This is a genomic window from Nocardia sp. NPDC003183 (assembly GCF_053590715.1).
On the sequence record NZ_JBSFTG010000013.1, the window covers coordinates 149,177 to 167,322 of the forward strand.

Annotated in this window: 17 protein-coding genes; 12 read left to right on the forward strand and 5 right to left on the reverse strand. The window is 67.4% G+C overall.

Going from position 1 to position 18,146, the window contains the following annotated elements:
- Window positions 1–20 precede the first annotated feature (20 nt).
- The 4 genes from ACWDXS_RS28225 to acs form a co-directional block, all read right to left on the reverse strand.
- Window positions 21–1,025, reverse strand: a complete 1,005-nt coding sequence (locus ACWDXS_RS28225; RefSeq protein WP_379317810.1) for an alpha/beta fold hydrolase — start codon at window positions 1,023–1,025, stop codon at window positions 21–23.
- Between the two features lie 55 nt (window positions 1,026–1,080).
- Window positions 1,081–1,608 (reverse strand): phage holin family protein, encoded by a 528-nt coding sequence (locus tag ACWDXS_RS28230; protein ID WP_378638743.1) that lies wholly within the window; start codon window positions 1,606–1,608, stop codon window positions 1,081–1,083.
- Window positions 1,605–2,834, reverse strand: coding sequence for a Na+/H+ antiporter NhaA (gene nhaA, locus ACWDXS_RS28235; RefSeq protein ID WP_378994314.1), 1,230 nt, complete (start codon window positions 2,832–2,834; stop codon window positions 1,605–1,607). The genes ACWDXS_RS28230 and nhaA overlap by 4 nt, the downstream gene beginning before the upstream one ends.
- 147 nt (window positions 2,835–2,981) lie before the next feature.
- On the reverse strand, window positions 2,982–4,940 hold the full coding sequence (gene acs / locus ACWDXS_RS28240) for an acetate--CoA ligase (protein WP_449970181.1): 1,959 nt from the start codon (window positions 4,938–4,940) through the stop codon (window positions 2,982–2,984).
- A 388-nt stretch (window positions 4,941–5,328) separates the two neighbouring features.
- On the opposite strand from acs, the gene ACWDXS_RS28245 reads away from it, so the two are divergent.
- The 6 genes from ACWDXS_RS28245 (at window position 5,329) to ACWDXS_RS28270 (ending at window position 11,555) form a co-directional block, all read left to right on the forward strand.
- Entirely contained in the window at window positions 5,329–6,927 is a 1,599-nt protein-coding gene (locus ACWDXS_RS28245; protein ID WP_387445913.1) for a peptide ABC transporter substrate-binding protein, read from the forward strand.
- Between the two features lie 63 nt (window positions 6,928–6,990).
- On the forward strand, window positions 6,991–7,917 hold the full coding sequence (locus ACWDXS_RS28250) for an ABC transporter permease (RefSeq protein ID WP_378994308.1): 927 nt from the start codon (window positions 6,991–6,993) through the stop codon (window positions 7,915–7,917).
- Complete coding sequence (locus ACWDXS_RS28255) at window positions 7,910–8,839, forward strand: ABC transporter permease (protein ID WP_378994305.1); 930 nt, start codon at window positions 7,910–7,912, stop codon at window positions 8,837–8,839. Before ACWDXS_RS28250 ends, ACWDXS_RS28255 begins: the two co-directional genes overlap by 8 nt.
- Window positions 8,836–10,530, forward strand: a complete 1,695-nt coding sequence (locus ACWDXS_RS28260) for an ABC transporter ATP-binding protein (protein WP_378994303.1) — start codon at window positions 8,836–8,838, stop codon at window positions 10,528–10,530. Before ACWDXS_RS28255 ends, ACWDXS_RS28260 begins: the two co-directional genes overlap by 4 nt.
- Before the next feature lie 103 nt (window positions 10,531–10,633).
- Window positions 10,634–10,798 carry a hypothetical protein gene (locus tag ACWDXS_RS28265; protein WP_266297608.1) on the forward strand — a complete coding sequence of 55 codons (165 nt, stop codon included), beginning with the start codon at window positions 10,634–10,636 and terminating at the stop codon, window positions 10,796–10,798.
- Window positions 10,799–10,808: 10 nt separating this feature from the next.
- The gene (locus tag ACWDXS_RS28270; RefSeq protein ID WP_378996368.1) at window positions 10,809–11,555 is read left to right on the forward strand and encodes a Fic family protein; all 747 of its coding nucleotides are present in this window, start codon (window positions 10,809–10,811) and stop codon (window positions 11,553–11,555) included.
- Window positions 11,556–11,977: 422 nt separating this feature from the next.
- Here ACWDXS_RS28270 and ACWDXS_RS28275 read toward each other — a convergent pair whose 3' ends face one another.
- Window positions 11,978–12,772, reverse strand: a complete 795-nt coding sequence (locus ACWDXS_RS28275) for an HAD-IB family hydrolase (protein WP_387446167.1) — start codon at window positions 12,770–12,772, stop codon at window positions 11,978–11,980.
- A 414-nt stretch (window positions 12,773–13,186) separates the two neighbouring features.
- Here ACWDXS_RS28275 and ssd point away from each other — a divergent pair, with 414 nt between their 5' ends.
- The 6 genes from ssd to ACWDXS_RS28305 all read left to right on the forward strand — a co-directional run bounded on the left by ssd (window position 13,187) and on the right by ACWDXS_RS28305 (window position 18,121).
- Complete coding sequence (gene ssd, locus ACWDXS_RS28280; protein WP_449970185.1) at window positions 13,187–14,338, forward strand: septum site-determining protein Ssd; 1,152 nt, start codon at window positions 13,187–13,189, stop codon at window positions 14,336–14,338.
- 67 nt (window positions 14,339–14,405) lie between these two features.
- Window positions 14,406–15,587 (forward strand): TadA family conjugal transfer-associated ATPase, encoded by a 1,182-nt coding sequence (locus tag ACWDXS_RS28285; RefSeq protein WP_387445910.1) that lies wholly within the window; start codon window positions 14,406–14,408, stop codon window positions 15,585–15,587.
- 217 nt (window positions 15,588–15,804) lie between these two features.
- A complete protein-coding gene (locus ACWDXS_RS28290) occupies window positions 15,805–16,593 on the forward strand; it encodes a type II secretion system F family protein (protein WP_449970188.1) in 789 nt (262 codons plus the stop codon).
- A gap of 269 nt (window positions 16,594–16,862) precedes the next feature.
- Complete coding sequence (locus ACWDXS_RS28295; protein WP_378996380.1) at window positions 16,863–17,483, forward strand: type II secretion system F family protein; 621 nt, start codon at window positions 16,863–16,865, stop codon at window positions 17,481–17,483.
- A 72-nt stretch (window positions 17,484–17,555) separates the two neighbouring features.
- Window positions 17,556–17,765 carry a DUF4244 domain-containing protein gene (locus tag ACWDXS_RS28300; RefSeq protein ID WP_378661791.1) on the forward strand — a complete coding sequence of 70 codons (210 nt, stop codon included), beginning with the start codon at window positions 17,556–17,558 and terminating at the stop codon, window positions 17,763–17,765.
- Window positions 17,766–17,806: 41 nt separating this feature from the next.
- Entirely contained in the window at window positions 17,807–18,121 is a 315-nt protein-coding gene (locus tag ACWDXS_RS28305) for a TadE family type IV pilus minor pilin (protein WP_378638781.1), read from the forward strand.
- Window positions 18,122–18,146 lie beyond the last annotated feature (25 nt).

Here is an 18,146-nt window from a genome sequence, read left to right on the forward strand (position 1 = left end):
AGCGCGCCGGCGCTCCGAAACTACGGCGAAACCAAGTCGTCGTGCGGCGGCGACCCGTTCACACCGTTCTGCTCGCGCCAGTGCGCGGTCAGCGCCTCGTTGACCCTGCTGGGGTTCTCCTGATGGGCGTAGTGCCCCGCACGCGGAATCGAGACCAGCGTCCGATGGGGTGATAACGACTCCCCGCGCCGGAACGTGGCGTCGAGCAGATACGAGTCGTGCTCGCCGCGCAGCATCAGCACCGGGATGTCGATCGGGGTGCGCATCGTGGCCATGAACCGCTTACCGTCCGGTCGCCACTGACTGCGAAACGCCCAGCGCTGATACTCCAGCGCACTGTGCGCGGCCCCTGGTATCCGGATGGCATGCCGCATCCGCGACGCGGTCTCGACGAATTCCGCAGTGCGCGACCAGGATTCACCGACCCGATCGTGCAGCAGGCGCTCCACCTCGGCGCCACCACGTCGGGTGAGCAGGTTTTCGGGATAGCGCGGCAGCTGATACCGCAGGAAATCGGGCAGCCAGGTCGCCCGTTGGGCCGGATCCCGCAGCACGGCGCTCTTGAGCGCGGCGGGATGCGGCGAGCTGACCAGCGCGATCGAGCGGACCAGTCGCGGATGCAGCACCGCGGTGGCCCAGCAGACCAGTCCGCCTTCAGCGTGGCCGACGAGCGTGGCCTCGGTGTGCCCGAGCGCCCGGACCAGGCCGGCGATGTCGCCTGCGAGGGTCCAGCCGTCGTAGCCACGCGGTGGTTTGTCGGTATCGCCGTAGCCGCGCAGGTCGACGGCGACGGTGCGATACCCGTGGCCGGCCAGCGCGGTCAGCTGATGCCGCCACGACCACCAGAAATCGGCGAAACCGTGCAGCAGCAGCACCAGGGGCGCCTCGGGGCGGTCCGCACCGTCGGTTTCGGCGACGTCTGCTTCGACGACGTGGAAGCGGATTCCGTTGGCGTGCACGTCCCGGTGGGTCCACGGTCCGTCGAAACGGACGCTGGAGGGATCCGGGAATGAATTGGACGACACGCCGATCGAGCCTAGTGGGCGGGTCCGGCTGTTGCGACCGGGCCCGCCCGGCGCGTCATCGGTTGCTCGACTTCTCCAGCGACGTGGCGCCCGCACCACTGGATCCGATGGCCGCGTGCGCGTCGGCCGCGTCGCGGTGGGTGAACGCGGCGGGCAGCACCTCGGCGGCCTGCTTGAGCGAACCGATCGTCTTCTCCGGCGCGCGCACCTTCCGTACCTTGAGCCAGCCGAGCAAGGCCAGCAGGACAGTGGTGAGCACCATCAGCAGGAACACGATCAGGAACGCGGCCCAGCGCCACAGCCACATGTCGAGCAGCTCGGCGAGGAAGAAGAAGAAAAAGAACGAGCTGAACAGCAGCACTGTCAGCGCGAGGATGAAGAAGACGCTGCCGGTGAGGCCCTTCTTGATCTCACCGGTGACCTCGGCCTTGGCCAGCGCCACCTCGGCGCGCACCAGTGTCGACATCTGCTCGGTGGCATCGCGCACGAGGCTGCCGATGCTCGCCGATCCGGGCGGATTGGCGTCGGTCAACGGGATCGAAGTGACCGTCCGACCGTCATTTCCGCCTTGGGTGTAACTCACTTCGTCGACCCTTCTCCCTGTGGTAACTGGTCTGCATCGCGGCGCGCCTGGTGCACACGTCCTCGGCGCAACAGTAGCGCCGATCCGATCAGCGATGCTGCCATCGAGGTCACCAGAACGGCGGCCTTGGCAAGATCGATGGCATCGTCGCCGACGTCGGCGAGCGCGAGTTCCGCCACGAGAAGGCTAACGGTGAACCCGATCGCGCCGAGTACCGACAGGGCGAACATGTCGCGATACTCCAGTCCGGCTGGGCGTTTCGCCCAGCCGAGTTTGATAACGACCCAGCTCACACCGAAGATTCCGATGGTTTTGCCGAGCAAGAGCCCGAGGATGATCGCCAGCGCGAGCCGGTCGGTGAACAGTGATCCGAACACCGCGCCGTCGAGCGGCACACCGGAGGCGAACAGCGCGAACACCGGTACGCAGAAGCCGGCCGAGATCGGTTGCACCACATGCTCGAGGTGCGTCGCGGGCGCGATCTTCTCGCCGGGATCCTTGCGGACCCTGGTGAGCAACCCGAGTGCGACGCCGGCCAGCGTCGGATGGATGCCCGCCTCGTGCAGCGCGTACCAGCACACGAGCGCGACCGGAATATAGAACAGCGGCGTGTGCAGGCGCAGCTTCTGGGCCAGTGCCCACACCCCGCAGCAGGCGAAGGCGGCGGCCAGCCACAGCAACGACAGCGAGGCGGTGAACAGCACCGCGATGAGAACGATGGCGAGCAGATCGTCGACCACGGCCAGGCTCAGCAGGAACACCCGCGCACTGGTGGGGATCCGCGAACCGGTCATCGCCAGGATCGCGAGCGCGAAGGCGATATCGGTGGCGACGGGAATGGCCCAGCCCTTGTCCATGCCGGGCACGCCGTGGCCCACCACCAGCGCGATCACGGCCGGGGTGATCACACCGCCCACCGCGGCGACGACCGGCAGCGCGGCCCGCTTCGGGTCGCGCAGCTCGCCGACGGCGAACTCGCGTTTGAGCTCGAGCCCGGCCACGAAGAAGAAGATCGCGAGCAGACCGTCCTTGGACCAGTCGGCCAGGGTGAGGTCGAGGTGCAGTGCGGGAATGTCGAGGTGGGTGTCGATCATCGTCTGGTAGCTCGCGCCCCACGGCGAGTTCACCCAGATCAGGGCCACCGCGGCAGCCACGAGCAGCAGCGCACCGCCGACGGTTTCGGTGCGGAGATAGCGGGTGAGCTCGGAGCGGACGCGCGTGATCAAGGGCAAGCCTTCCGGCAGAGGTCGACGGAACTGCGGGCGCTCATCGACTCGGATTCACGACCGCATGCCGACCAGACTTCCCGGCACACCTTTACTCGATCCTAACGGACCCGGCCGGTGACATCTGAGGTCACCGGCCGGTGCGCGTCAGTTGCTCCCGGTGCGAATGGCCTCGAAAACGCCCGGATCGACCAGCGTGGAGGTGTCGCCGAGCTCGCGCCCTTCGGCGACATCGCGCAGCAGCCTGCGCATGATCTTGCCGCTGCGGGTCTTGGGCAGTTCCGGCACGATGTGGATTTCGCGTGGCCGCGCGATCGGGCTGATCTCCTTGGACACCTGCGCCTTCAGCTCGGCGACCAGTTCGGGCCCGGCCGATGCCGCGGCCTCGCCGGTGAGGATCGTGAACGCGACGATCCCCTGTCCGGTGGTCGCGTCGGTGGCGCCGACCACCGCCGCTTCGGCGACGGCTGGATGCCCCACCAGCGCGGACTCGACCTCGGCGGTGGAGATGCGGTGTCCGGAGACGTTCATGACGTCGTCGACCCGGCCGAGCACCCACAGGTCGCCGTCGGCGTCGAGCTTGGCGCCGTCGCCCGCGAAGTACCATCCCTGCTCGGCGTAGCGCTCCCAGTAGGTGGCGCGGTAGCGATCCATATCGGCCCAGATGCCGCGCAGCATCGACGGCCACGGCTTGTCCAGCACGAGGTACCCGTTGGCCTCGGTTTCGCCGAGTTGCACCGGTTTGCCCTCTTCGTCGACGACCGTCGCGGAGATGCCGGGCAGCGGGCCCATCGCGGCGCCCGGTTTGGCCGCGGTGACGCCGGGCAGTGGCGCGATCATGATGGCGCCGGTCTCGGTCTGCCACCAGGTGTCGACGATGGGAGTCTTGTTCGCGCCGAAGACTTCCCGGTACCAGCGCCAGGCTTCGGGGTTGATGGGTTCGCCGACGGAGCCGAGCAGTCGCAGGGTGCTCAGGTCGTGGGCGTCGGGGATCTCCCGACCCCATTTCATGAAGGTGCGGATCAGGGTGGGTGCGGTGTAGTAGATGGTGACGCCGTACTTCTCGATGATCTGGAAGTGGCGGTGTTCGTCGGGGGAGTTGGGGGTGCCTTCGTAGACGACCTGGGTGGCGCGGTTGGCGAGGGGGCCGTAGACGATGTAGCTGTGTCCGGTGACCCAGCCGATGTCGGCGGTGCACCAGTAGACGTCGTCTCCGGCTTTGTGGTCGAAGACGTTGTGGTGGGTGTAGGCGGTTTGGGTGAGGTATCCGCCGGTGGTGTGCAGGATGCCCTTGGGTTTTCCGGTGGTGCCGGAGGTGTAGAGGATGAACAGCGGGTGCTCGGCGGGGAAGGGCTGCGCATCGTGTGAAGGTGAAGCGACGGCGACGGTTTCGTGCCACCACAGATCGCGACCGTCGGTCCACGGCACCTCCGTGCCGACCCGGCGCACCACGAGCACGTGCTCCACCGACGACGGCACGTCGCCCTTGGCGGCCAGCGCCTCGTCGACGGCCTCCTTGAGCGGTGCGGGCTTGCCGCGCCGCCACTGTCCGTCGGTGGTGATGATCAGTCGGGCCTCGGCGTCGTCGACCCGCTGGCGCAGCGCGCTCGGCGAGAAGCCCGCGAACACCACCGAGTGCGTGAGTCCCAGCCGCGCGCACGCCAGCATCGACACGATTGCCTCGGGCACCATCGGCATGTAGATCGCGACGCGATCGCCTGCCTCCAGTCCGAGCTCGGTCAGATAGTTCGCCGCTCGCGAGACCTCCTCCAGCAGTTCGCGGTAGGTGATGTCGCGCGAGTCGCCGGGCTCGCCTTCCCAGTGGATAGCGACCTGATCGCCGTGTCCGTCGATGACGTGGCGGTCGACGCAGTTGTAGGCGACGTTGAGCTCGCCGTCGCCGAACCAGCGCGCGACCGGCGCGTTGGTCCAGTCGAGTACTTCGGTGAAGGGTTTGTGCCAGTGCAGCCGGTTGGCCTGTTCGGCCCAGAAGCCGTCGCGGTCGGTCTCGCCACGGTCGTAGAGCGTGGCGTCCGCGTTGGCGGCGGCGGCGAATTCCGCACTGGGCGGAAACGAGTCCTGGTGTCCTGCAGCAGTTTCGGTCACGTCGGTTCAGCCTCACATGCCTGGTGCGGTCGGGTCGGTCGCCGGGGTGCGGCCCAGCTGTCTAGACAGTAGCCAACTGACCCGCGACGGCGTGTCCCGTTGTCGTGACGATGTTTCGCGGCGGTCAATAGGGCTAGTTCATCCGATGACTTCGCCGGACAGACCGGACGGTCGCGAGCTATCGTTTTTACTCAACGGTCCAGCTGAGCGTTCCCGATATTTGTTCATATTTTTCTGCCGAGAGCGAGGGGCTCGGCAATTTTTCCTGCGTTTCCAGCGAGTAACCGTACTGATACATGTGAACTGAAAATGGCTCGGATCGCTGAAAAATCCAGCCGGAGCCGCTAACCTCCGACCGTTAGCCACGGAATTGAACCGGGAGAGAGCGTTGAGATTCATCAGAGCGACCGCGCTGGTCGCGGCGGGACTGGCGGCCACAAGCCTCGGTCTCACCGCGTGCTCGTCCGACGACAGTGCTGATTCGAGCATCGTCACCACCAATGCGGGCGAGCCGCAGAATCCGTTGGTGCCCAGCAATACCAACGAGAACATGGGCGGCCGTGTCGTCGACCGTTTGTTCGCCGGGCTGAAGTACTACGACGCCAGCGGTGAGGCCCACGACGAGGTGGCCGAGAAGATCGAGACGGCTGATCGGAAGTCGTACAAGATCACTATCAAGCCGAATTGGAAGTTCACCGACGGCACCACGGTCACCGCGAAATCGTTCGTCGACGCGTGGAACTACGGCGCACTCGCCGACAACGCGCAGCTGCAGAGCTACGTGTACAGCCCGATTGCCGGGTTCGACGAGGTGAGTGCCGAGAATCCCACCGTCAAGACGATGTCGGGCTTGAAGGTTGTCGACGATCGCACCTTCACCGTCGAGTTGAAGTCGCCCTCGATCGACTTCGAGAGCGCGCTCGGCTACGCGCCGTTCTATCCGCTGCCCGATGCCGCTTTCAAGGATATGAAGGCGTTCGGTGAGAAGCCGATCGGCAACGGTCCCTACGCGTTCGGTTCGTGGGAACACAACGTGAAGATCGATCTCACGCCCAACCCGGACTATCCCGGTGGCCGCCCGGCCAAGAACAAGGGCCTGCGATTCGTGATGTACCAGTCCTACGACACCGCGTACGCGGATCTGCAGGCCGGAAATCTCGACACACTCGACACCATTCCCGACAGCGCGATCACCACGTACGAGAGCGATCTCGGCGACCGTGCCATCACCAAGCCGACCGCGCAGAACCAGCACATCGGCATCCAGACCACCGTGCCGCATTTCGGTGGCGAGGAAGGCATTCTGCGTCGCAAGGCCATCTCGATGGCGATCAATCGCCCGCAGATCATCGACAAGATCTTCAACGGCACGCGCACGCCGTCGCGCGACTTCACCGCCGCGACCCTGCCCGGCTACGACGCGAACCTGCCGGGTGCGGAAGTGTTCGATTACAACCCCGACCAGGCCAAGAAACTGTGGGCGCAGGCCGACGCGATGTCGCCGTGGTCGGGTCAGTACCAGATCACCTACAACAGCGACGGCGGCCACCAGGCCTGGATCGAAGCTGTCGCCAACAGCGTGAAGAACACCCTCGGTATCGACGCGGTCGCCAACCCGATGCCGACGTTCAAGAACATTCGCGACGCGGTGAACGCCAAGACGATCGGTACCGCGTTCCGCTATGGCTGGCAGGGCGACTACCCCACGATGATGCAGTTCCTCAGTTCGCAGTACTACAGCTTCTCCGAGACCAACAACGTCAACTACAACAATCCCGAGGTGGACCGGCTGTTCAACGCCGCCCTCGCCGCCCCGACACAGGCGGATTCCTACAAGCTGATCGCGCAAGCGCAGGCGATCATGATCAAGGAGATGGCGGACATCCCAGTGTTCGACTACGTCGCCAACGCGGGTCGCTCGGACAAGGTCACCAAGGCCGAGCTCACCTGGAACGGCCTGTTCGACTTCGAGAACATCGAGAAATAGAACTCGACAGCTGGGCCGGGCCACTGCGAAGTGGCTCGGCCCCGGTCGTTTTCGGAGGAAACGATGGCTTGGTACGTAGTTCGGCGTCTGCTCCAGATGATCCCGGTATTCCTGGGCGCGACGCTGCTCATCTATGCAATGGTCTTTCTGATTCCGGGTGACCCGATCAAGGCCCTGGCCGGCGAGAAACAGCTGACGCCGGCCGCTGAGGCGGTACTGCGCGCCCGGTATCACCTCGATCAGCCTTTCATCGTGCAGTACCTGCATTATTTGAAGGGAATTCTGACTTTAGATTTCGGCACCTCGTTCTCGGGTAGACCGGTTCGTGAAGAACTAGAACGCGCCTTCCCGATCACTATCAGGCTGGCATTTCTCGCCGTGTTCATCGAAGGTCTGTTCGGCATCTTGTTCGGCATGATCGCCGGGTTGCGAAAGGGCAAGCTCTTCGATTCGACCATGCTCATCGCGAGCCTGGTGATCATCGCTCTGCCGGTGTTCGTCGTCGGTTATCTCGCGCAATTCTTTCTGGGTGTGAAATGGGGGATCGCCCCGGTTACTGTCACGGGTAAAGCGAGCCTGAGCGAGTTGATCGTTCCCGCGTTCGTGCTCGGCTCGCTGTCGTTCGCCTATGTACTGCGGCTGACCCGAAACTCGGTGGCGGAGAACAAATCCGCCGACTTCGTTCGCACAGCGACGGCCAAAGGGCTCGGGCGCCGACGCGTGGTGAGCGTGCACATTCTGCGGAATTCGATGATCCCGGTCGTCACCTTTCTCGGCGCCGATTTCGGCGCGTTGATGGCGGGTGCGATCGTCACCGAGGGCATCTTCAACATTCCGGGCGTCGGCGGCACCATGTACCAGGCGATCATCCGCGGCGAGCCACCCACGGTGGTGTCGTTCGTGACGGTGCTGGTGGTGGTGTTCCTGATCGTCAACCTCGTGATCGACCTGCTCTACGCCGCACTGGACCCGAGGATCCGCTATGCATGACAAGCAACAGCATTTCGTGGCCCCCGCCGACGAGGTGGAGGTGCTCGCCACCGACCGTGTCCTGGACCAGGGCACCCCGACCAGCATCTGGGGCGACGCGTGGCGGCGGCTGCGCCGAAACCCCGTGTTCCTGGTCTCGGTGGTGTTGATCGTGTTCGTCATGCTCGTGGTGGTGTGGCCGTCGCTGTTCACCAGCCAGGACCCGCGGTTGTGCCTGGGGGAGTTCGGCATGGACGGCCCGCGCGAGGGTCATCCGTTCGGCTTCGACAAGCAGGGTTGTGATGTCTATGCCCGCACCGTCTACGGCGCGCGAGCGTCGGTGAGCGTCGGCATCGCATCGGCGATGCTGTTCCTGCTGGTAGGTGGCATCCTCGGCGCGATTTCCGGTTTCTACGGTGGGCTGCTCGACACGATCGTCTCGCGCATCGCCGAGATCTTCTACGCCATTCCGATGGTGCTGGCCGCGATCGTGCTGCTGCAGCTGCTGCGGCCCGCGGGGATCATGACGGTCGTCGCGATCCTGGTGGCCTTCACCTGGCCGCAGGCCGCGCGCATCACGCGTGGCGCGGTGATCGAGGCCAAGAACAGCGAATATGTCACCGCCGCGAAGGCGCTGGGCGTGTCGCGTCTCGGCACGCTGATGAAACACGTGCTGCCCAACTCGGCGAGTCCGCTGATCGTGGTCGCCACCATCTGGCTCGGCGTCTTCATCGTCACCGAGGCGACGCTGTCCTATCTCGGCGTCGGTCTGCCGCCGAGCATCGTGTCCTGGGGCGCCGATATCGACCGCGCCAAGACCGAGATCCGTACCTCGCCGATCCTGTTCTATCCGGCGACCGCGCTGGCCATCACCGTGCTGAGCTTCATCATGCTCGGCGACGCGGTGCGCGACGCGCTCGATCCGAAGGAGCGCACCCGATGAGCCTCGACAAATCCGCGCCCGAGCCCCTGCTCGAAATCCGGGACCTGGACGTCGGTTTCACCTCCGACGGTAAGGAGATCCCCGCCGTCCGCGGCGTGAGCCTCACCGTCTACCCCGGGCAAACCGTCGCCATCGTCGGCGAATCCGGCTCGGGCAAGTCCACCACCGCGCACGCCATCATCAACCTGCTGCCCGGCACCGGCAGGGTCACCGGCGGTTCGATCCTGTTCGACGGCAAGGACCTGACGAAAGCGTCGGAGAAGGAGATCGTCGCCATCCGCGGCAACGGCATCGGCCTGGTTCCACAGGACCCGATGTCGAACCTGAACCCGGTGTGGAAGATCGGCTTCCAGATCCGGGAAACCCTGGTGGCCAACGGTATCGCCACCGGCGCCGCGGCCCGCGAACGCGCGGTGGAACTGCTGGCCGAGGCGGGTATGTCCGATGCCGAACGCCGCGTGAACCAGTACCCGCACGAGTTCTCCGGTGGTATGCGCCAGCGCGCGCTCATCGCGATCGGCCTGTCGTGCAGGCCGAAACTGCTGATCGCCGACGAGCCGACTTCGGCGCTCGACGTCACGGTGCAACGCCAGATCCTCGGCCATCTCGAACAGCTCACCACCGAGCTGGGGACCGCGGTGCTGCTGATCACCCACGACCTCGGCCTCGCCGCGGAACGGGCCGAGCACCTGGTGGTGATGTATCGCGGCAAGGTGGTGGAATCCGGTCCCGCACTGCAGATTCTGCGCGATCCGCAGCATGCGTACACCAAGAAGCTGGTGAACTCGGCGCCGTCGCTGGCGGCATCGCGGATGTCGTCGTCGCGGCAGCGGGCCGAAGTGCGCGCGCAGGCTGTCGAAGTGGCTGTCGCCGAGAAGGCATCCGACGCAGTGCCCGACACCGTGCTCGATGTGCGAAACCTGTCCAAGGCGTTCAAGATTCGCGGCAAGCGGCCGTGGCTGTCCACGGACTTGGTGGCCGTCGACGAGGTGAGTTTCACGGTCTGTCGCGGCACCACCACCGCGATCGTCGGTGAGTCGGGATCCGGCAAGTCGACCATCGCGCAGATGGTGCTCGGCCTGCTCGAACCGACGTCGGGCACCGTGGAGTTCGACGGCAAGGACGTCGCGAAGCTCGACAGCAAGGGCGCGTTCGCCTTCCGGCGGCGGGTGCAGCCGATCTTCCAGAATCCCTACGGCTCGCTCGATCCGATGTACTCGATCTTCCGCACGATCGAGGAACCGCTGCGAGTGCACAAGATCGGTACTCCCGCCGAGCGCGAAGCGGTGGTGCGTGACCTGCTCGACAAGGTGTCGCTGCCTGCGTCGGTGCTGCGGCGCTATCCCAACGAGTTGTCGGGCGGGCAACGTCAGCGGGTGGCGATCGCCCGCGCGCTGGCCCTCTCGCCCGAGATGGTGGTCTGCGACGAGGCGGTCTCGGCGCTGGACGTCCTGGTCCAGGCTCAGATCCTCACCTTGCTCAACGACCTCCAGGCCGAGCTGGGGCTGACGTATTTGTTCATCACTCACGACCTGGCGGTTGTTCGGCAGATCGCGGACAACGTGTTGGTCATGCGCGAGGGGAAGGTGGTGGAGGCGGCCACAACGGACGAGGTGTTCGCATCTGCGCGCGAGGAGTACACACGGGCATTGCTCGAGGCGATTCCTGGTCGCGAGCTGCTCACGGGGTAAGGGTGCCGGCCGGGCTCTCGAAACTCTTCGAGAGCCCGGCTCATCGGCGTAGCGTGGATTCGTCCGAGGTGGTGCGGGTTGGATCGCGGGGTTGGAGACGCCGGTGGACCGAATCGATGCTGAACGGCTGGCCGAGCGGGAAGCGCGGCGGCGCAGGGCGGTGACCCCGGCAGCCAAGCGGCTCGCCGAGGTGCCGTGGCCGGATCGCAGCTGGCCGACGGTGCGCGGGTTGTATGTGACCGTGGGGGCCGCACTGTACGAGCGGTAACCTCCATGCCGTGACTGATCCGCTCCAGCCCCTGGTCGACCTGCCCGGCGTGCGCGAGGCCGCCGACAAGGCGCGCGACGCGCTCGCGGCCGTGCATCGGCACAAGTCGAACCGGCGTGGCTGGGCGACCACCGCCGCCGAAGCCGCCGTGCGGGCCGCCCGCTCCTCGGCGGCCATCGAAGGCGCGAGCACCGACCTGCCTGCCGACGGCCAGGTCAGTGACCCGGTGCTGGCCGGCGCGTTGCGGGTGGGTCAGGCGCTCGACGGCGACGCGCTCACCAATCTCGTCGGCACCTGGCGGCGCGCGCCCCTGCAGGCGCTGGCCCGGTTGCACCTGCTCGCCGCCGCCGACCTGGTGACCGACGGGCAGGAACTCGGTCGCCCGCGCTCGACTCCCGGCGTCGCCGAGCGGCTCGACATGCTCACGCAAACCGTCCAGTCGAGCAAGGCGCCCGCCCCGGTGATCGCGGCGATCGTGCACGGCGAGCTGCTGTCGTTGCGCCCGTTCGGCACCGGTGACGGTGTCGTCGCGCGCGCTGCCTCGCGACTGGTCGCGGTATCCAGCGGACTCGACCCGCACAGCCTCGGCGTGCCCGAAGTGTTCTGGCTGCGCCGCCGACAGGCCTACCTCGACGCGGCCGCCGGATTCGGCATGGGCACCGCGGAGGGCGTGGGTGGCTGGGTGCTGTTCTGCGCGGGCGCGTTGGAAGACGGGGCCCGCGAGGCGAACTCGATCGCCGACGCGGCGGCCGGCTGAACCGGCCGTACACATCGAAACGGGCGGCGTTGTCGATTGCTCGACCTCACCGCCCGCTAGCACGGAACACCCGGTTACCAAGCGTGCAGGGTGGGTTGTGTTCGGTGGCCTCGGCGATCATCCCAGCCCCGCCGGTTCATCCCCGCAACCTGTGCGAGGCGTTCGCCGACGTTGGCTCGAATTTCGCAGGCCCACAACTCTTTCGGCCTTGTCGCGGCGCGCTCCGCGTGGGTGCCTGGTGTCCGTGCTGGGAAGGGTGGGATGGGAGGCGAAACCTTCTCTTCCGGCTCCGTCTTGGCCTTCCGTCCTTCCGTGACTCCATTCTTACACTGTGATGGCACTCACATCAAGGGTTTCGTGGGCATAACCGAATCCCGATGAATTCGGCGTGTCACTCGGAGATTCGTGCTGCAAGCGGCCGGTCAGCGTCGTTTGCGGAGCAGTCGGTAGCTGATCGCGCCGGCGATGATCGCGCTCAGTCCGACGGCCGCCGTCGCGGCGACAGTGGTGGTCGACGGCGCCTGGAATCGTGACCACAGCGACACCGGGTTGGAGAACGTGAGCACCGGCCAGCCGCGGCTGGCCGCCTCCTTGCGCAGCGCGCGGTCGGGGTTCACCGCGGTCGGGTGGCCTACGGTGCTCAGCATCGGCACGTCGGTCACCGAGTCGGAGTAGGCGTAGCACCGCGACAGGTCGTAGCCCTGCTCGGCGGCGAGCTTCTCGATGGCGGCGACCTTGCCCTCGCCGTAGCAGTAGAACTCGATATCGCCGGTGTACTTGCCGTCCTCGACGACCATCCGGGTCGCCTCGGTGTGCGAGGCGCCGAGCACCTCAGCTATCGGTCCGACGATCTCCTCGCCGGAGGCCGAGACGATCACCACATCGTGGCCGCGGATCTTGTGATCGGCGATCAGATCGGCGGCCTCGGCGTAGATCAGCGGGTCGACCAGATCGTGAAGAGTCTCGGCCACAATGGTTTTCACCTGCTCCACATCCCAGCCCGCGCACATGTTGGCGAGGTTTGCCCGCATCCGTTCCATCTGGTCGTGATCTGCACCGGAAAGCAGGAACAAAAAGTGTGCGTAGCTGCTCTCCAACACGGCTCTGCGGTTGAGCAGACCCTGCGCGTAGAACGGTTTGCTGAAGACGAAAGCGCTCGACTTCGCGATCACCGTTTTGTCGAGGTCGAAGAACGCGGCGACGCGCCCGCCCGGCACCGGGGCTCGGCCCGTTTTGCCGAGACTTGTGTCCGTAGGCGAGGTCTGGTCGCGTTCTGGCGTCACGTCAACAGGATAGGCACGACCTGCGCGCACCGCAGGATCGACTGCCCGCACCGTGGAAAAGGGTTTGCCCCGGGGACGCCGGGCGGCGCGAATCGCCGAAGAATGTCGGCGAATGCTACTTGCGCCCGCGGCAGGGGGTGGGTGTAGTATTGCTGGCACCTGGACTTAGTCCAGGCGCGTTCAGCCCGACCCCCCGGGGCTGAACCCGACGGCCCCAGCCTCCTCCCCCCCGGCTGGGGCCGTCCTCTATTTTCAGGACGATCGTCAAAGTTCTCCACACCCCCGAGTTATCCACAATCGGTGTTTTCGGGGTGTTGATGAACTCCTCGCTCGGCAACGCTGAGTCGCATGAACCCAGTCCCGATGCGCGGTGGCCCGCCACAGATCGCGCCCGCTCTCGTGCTCGTGCGTGATGAACGGCTACGCGCGGAGGTGCGTCGAGTCGCGGCGGCCGCCGAGCGCGTCACCGAGGAACGGGTGATGCCGGTCGGCAGGCATGCGTGGGCCGGGTCAGGCATGGTCATCCTCGATACCGCCGCCGCTGTTGCCGCCGCCGTCGGCGGATTCCCGCGGCGGGCGGGCGTCGTCCTGGTCACCGAGGGGGAACCTGCCGTGCCCGACTGGCAAGCGGCGACGGCGGTGGGTGCCGAACGTGTTGTCGCATTGCCCACGGCGGCTGTCGCACTGGTCGAACAGTTCGCCGAACACGCCGAATCCCGCACGGGTGAAGGGATAGTCGTCGCGGTGGTCGGCGCGGGAGGAGGTGCCGGCGCATCCACGCTAGCCGCGGCGACCGCGCTGCGCGGGGCCGCGCGGCGGGTGCGTCACGACACGGTGCTGATCGACGGTGCCCCGCTCGACGGTGGGATAGATCTGGTCTTGGGCATGGAGAACGTGCCGGGCCTGCGCTGGCCGGACCTGATCATCGAGGACGGACGGGTGTCGGCTGCGGCGCTGCACAACGCGTTGCCCGTCGGGGCTCCCGGCTTGGCGGTGTTGTCCTGCGGCCGAGCGCGACCCGCCACCGGGGTGGGTCCGGGGCGATCACGGCCCGACTCGGCTTCCGTGGGGCACGCGTTCGTCGGGCTGGCGCCGGCGGCGGTCCGTGCGGTCATCGAATCAGGCAGGGACGCAGGAGATCTCGTGGTATGTGATGTGTCGTGCGAGCGTGGCCCGGCGGCCGACGCGATGCTCGACGCCGCCGATCTGGTCGTCCTCGTAGTACCGGCCCGACTGCGCTCCATCGCCGCGGCCGAAGTCGTCTCGGCCTATCTCGGAGAACGAAACCCCAACCGCGGCTTGGTCGTCCGTGGTCCCGCGCCCGGCGGACTGCGCGGCGCGGAAGTCGCCGAACTTCTCGGATTGCCCCTTCTCGCCGCGGTACGCGGGCAGGCCGGCCTCGCCTCCCGTCTCGAACGCGGTGGCCTGAGCGTCCGCCGGCGCGGCCCCCTGCGCGACGCCGCTGACGCCGTCCTCGCCATGGTCGGAGCCGAGGGATGACTACCCCCGTCAGCGCCCGGCGCTCCATCCGTCGTGCGGCCCTTCGGATGGACGGAGCCGGCGCGACATGACCTCCTTTGTGACCGTCGACCTCCTCGAACGCGTCCGTGAGCGCCTCGCCGAGCATCCGGGCGTGCCAGATGCCGCGCAGCTGGCGGCCGCGATCCGTACGGAAGCGGGCGGGGTGCTTGCCGACACCGATCTGCTCCGGGCCCTGCGCCTGTTGCAGACCGAGATGACCGGTGCGGGGCTGCTGGAGCCGTTGCTGCACGATCCTCGGGTCGCCGATGTACTCGTCACCGGGCCGGATGCGGTATGGGTGGACCGTGGCCGCGGCCTGGAGTTGACCGATGTCCGCTTCGCCGACGAAGCCGCTGTTCGCCGCCTCGCCCAGCGCTTGGCCTCGGCCGCGGGCCGCCGCCTCGACGACGCTCAACCCTGGGTCGACGGCAAACTCGCCGGAACCGAAGCCACGCTGGGCGACGCGTTCGGCGTTCGACTCCACGCGGTACTGGCCCCCGTCGCCCACGACGGCACATGCCTGTCCCTTCGCATCCTCCGCCCCGCGACCCAGGGCCTCGACGCGCTGGCGGCCGCCGGTTCGATTCCTCCGGACGCCCGTCGTCTGCTCGGCGACATCGTCCGCGCCCGCCTCGCGTTCCTGGTCGTGGGAGGTACCGGAGCGGGAAAGACTACTTTGCTCTCGGCCCTGCTCGCCGCCGTCGACCCGGCCGAACGAATCGTCTGCGTGGAGGACGCCGCCGAGCTCGCTCCGGTCCATCCACATGTTGTTCGGCTGGTTGCCAGGACGGCCAATGTCGAGGGGGTAGGCGCTGTTACGGTGCGCGACTTGGTCCGTCAGGCCCTGCGGATGCGCCCGGATCGCATCGTCGTCGGAGAGGTCCGTGGTGCCGAAGTCGTCGATCTCTTGACGGCCCTCAACACCGGCCACGACGGCGGTGCGGGGACCGTCCACGCCAACTCGCCTCAGGAAGTTCCGGCGCGCCTGGAGGCACTGGCGGCGCTCGGCGGGATGGACAGGGCGGCCCTGCACAGCCAGCTGGCTGCCGCCGTCCAGGTAGTCCTGCACGTTCGGCGCCGCTCCGACGGAACCCGTGCTCTCCACGAAATCGGGGTCCTGCACCGTGATTTCGAGGGAGTCCACATCACCCCCGCCTGGCGGGCGGACGACCACCCGACTCCCGCGACCGGCGAACTCCACCGGCTGCTCGAGGTGCGTCTCGGATGAGTAACTCGGTTGCGTATGCGGTGGTGGCTCCGGGGGATTCGTGTCGCCATGAGCGAATTACAGGGGCAGGGAACTGGCTTCACAGGTCTACGCGCTATTCCGGGCGGTGGTCGGTGGTCGGCGAGGCGGAGCGGCGATCGCCGCGGGTAGAGCTCGGAGCCGCCCCCGGCGAGTGTGGCGAACGAGATGCGGGTTTCGGTGTGGAGGAGGCGGCCTCATGGGTAGTGCGTTGCTCTGTTGCGCGATCGCGGTGCTGGTGCTGCCGGTGGCAGGCGGTCAACGACGGTTCACCCGGCTGTTCGCGCCGAGCGGGAGCACTGCGCGACAACGCGTGCCTGTGGAGTGGTGTGCAGGAATCTCGCTGGGGTGCACGGCGTTCATGTTCGGACCCGGCGTCGGGTCGGCCGCACTGATGCTGGGAACCACTGTGGCGGTCCGTCAACGGCGTGGTCGAGGTGACCGCGAATGGCGGCGCGAATGCGGCTACCTCCTGGCCGGCCTCGAAGCTGTGGTCGGGGAGCTCCGCGTGGGCGCCCACCCGAGCGCGGCGGCCGAATCCGCCGCAGCCGAGTCGCGCGGCGAAGCGGCGCGCGTACTGGCGATCAGTGCCGGCCGCAGCCGCCTCGGTGGTTCCGGAGCCGACGGTTGGGTCCAGCCGGATTCGATTGTCGCCGAGGAACTGTCGCGAGTCGCCGCAGCCTGGCGGGTGGCCGAAGAGCACGGCTTGGCGCTGGCGGAACTACTCGCCGCCGCCAGGTCCGACCTACTCGGACGCATCCGCTTTCGCGACCGCACCGAAGCCGCACTGGCCGGCGCCCGAGCATCGGCCACCGTCCTGGCCGGCCTTCCCCTGGTAGGCATCGGCCTGGGACAACTGATGGGAGCTGCCCCGCTCACCATCCTGTTCGCTGCTCCAGCCGGGGAACTACTTCTCCCGCTGGGCGCCGCCCTCGCCTGCTGTGGACTGCTGTGGACAGATGTCATCACCCGTAAGAGCACCGCCTGATCCGCACCGGACGGTGTCGAACGGACGGCGGTAGTGGACAACTCGTGTGGATGCCCTGTGGACAAATGTGCACCGCTGCAAGAGCACAGCGTCACTCGGTGTGCGTCACGGCCCGACGGCAGGGCGGGAGTAGTCGCCGAATGCCTGTGGACAGATGTGATCACCGAACAAGACCACGCGCTGATCGCGGTGCCCCGCGTGGGGCAGTTCGGATCGGGGTGTGGATGGGTGTGGACCGAACTTCGAGGAGGGGATTTGCTGTGCAGGGGATGGATGGTGCTGCTGCGCCGGGGGCGTTGCTGATCGCGGCCGTGGCGATTGTGTTGCTACCAGGGCGAGTGGCCGTCAGTCGACGGGTGCGTGCGCTCGGTCCGACGACGGCCGGCGTCTCCGGGACGGCAGGTGACACCGCGAAGGTCGACCCGCTCGGGTCGGCGTCCGCGTTCGATCTACTGGCCGCGTGTCTCCGAGCGGGACTGCCGATGGCCGCGGCCGCGCGAGCCAGCGCGCCGACAGCGCCGCCGGTTCTTCGGGCGGCATTGCTCAGGGCCGCAGACCTTCTCGCGCTGGGCGCCGACGCGGCCACGGCATGGGAACGGGCGGCCGCCGATGCGGTGGGGTCGGCGGGCGCCGATGACGTGGAGTCGCTGGCCAGGATGGCGCGTCGTTCGGCGCGCTCCGGCGCCTCGCTGGCCGCGGCAGTCGGCGAACTCGCCACGCAACGCCGCGAAGCCGTGGAGGACGCTGCCGTCGCGCGCGCCGAACGCGCCGGCGTGCTGATCGGTGGCCCGCTCGGCCTGTGCTTCCTGCCCGCTTTCGTCTGCCTCGGCATCGTGCCGGTCGTTATCGGCCTCGCCGACCGCGTGCTCGGCGGCGGTGGGCTGCTGTGACCGGTTGCGACGGGGCCACCGAAACTTCACCGCGCGGATCAGCCGCGCGGTGCAACCAGAGAGGGGATCACGATGACGTTCGCGCACGCGGTATACCTGGGGGCCCGCACTCGCATCACGCGTCTGCTGCTCGAGGACGACGGCATGTCCACGGCGGAGTACGCGATCGGCACTATCGCCGCGGCGGCCTTCGGAGCCGTGCTCTACGGGGTCGTCACCGGGGACAGCATTGTCAACGCGCTGACCGGCATCATCGACAAGGCACTCAACACGAGCGTGTAAACCGCTGCGACACCGGCACTCTCGGGGCCGACGCGGGTGCGGTGACGGTCGAGGCCGCCATCGCACTCGCGGCCCTGGTGTGCGCCGTAGCCCTGTGTGTCGGCGCACTGCTCGCAGGATCCACCCAGGTCCGCTGCACCGATGCTGCCCGCGAGACTGCCCGCCTCGCTGCCCGGGGTGACACCTCGCGCGCGATCACCGCGGGACGATCTGTCGCCCCATCGGGCGCGACCGTCGAACTCCGCACCGAAGGCGATCGGGTGGTCGCCACCGTCGCCGCGAACACCCCACTCCTGCCCGGCCTGCGCCTTCGCGCCGAAGCGGTGGCCGTCACCGAGCCGGGAGTGGATCCGTGACAGCGATGCGCAGGTGCCGGCGGAG

What these genes read in the sequence shown, in the direction of transcription:
- ACWDXS_RS28250 (WP_378994308.1), top strand. Translation starts at nt 6,991, where the DNA reads ATGGCTTGGTACGTAGTTCGGCGTCTGCTCCAGATGATCCCGGTATTC.
- ACWDXS_RS28255 (WP_378994305.1), top strand. Translation starts at nt 7,910, where the DNA reads ATGCATGACAAGCAACAGCATTTCGTGGCCCCCGCCGACGAGGTGGAG.
- ACWDXS_RS28260 (WP_378994303.1), top strand. Translation starts at nt 8,836, where the DNA reads ATGAGCCTCGACAAATCCGCGCCCGAGCCCCTGCTCGAAATCCGGGAC.
- ssd (WP_449970185.1), top strand. Translation starts at nt 13,187, where the DNA reads ATGAACCCAGTCCCGATGCGCGGTGGCCCGCCACAGATCGCGCCCGCT.
- ACWDXS_RS28285 (WP_387445910.1), top strand. Translation starts at nt 14,406, where the DNA reads ATGACCTCCTTTGTGACCGTCGACCTCCTCGAACGCGTCCGTGAGCGC.
- ACWDXS_RS28290 (WP_449970188.1), top strand. Translation starts at nt 15,805, where the DNA reads ATGGGTAGTGCGTTGCTCTGTTGCGCGATCGCGGTGCTGGTGCTGCCG.
- ACWDXS_RS28295 (WP_378996380.1), top strand. Translation starts at nt 16,863, where the DNA reads ATGGATGGTGCTGCTGCGCCGGGGGCGTTGCTGATCGCGGCCGTGGCG.
- ACWDXS_RS28300 (WP_378661791.1), top strand. Translation starts at nt 17,556, where the DNA reads ATGACGTTCGCGCACGCGGTATACCTGGGGGCCCGCACTCGCATCACG.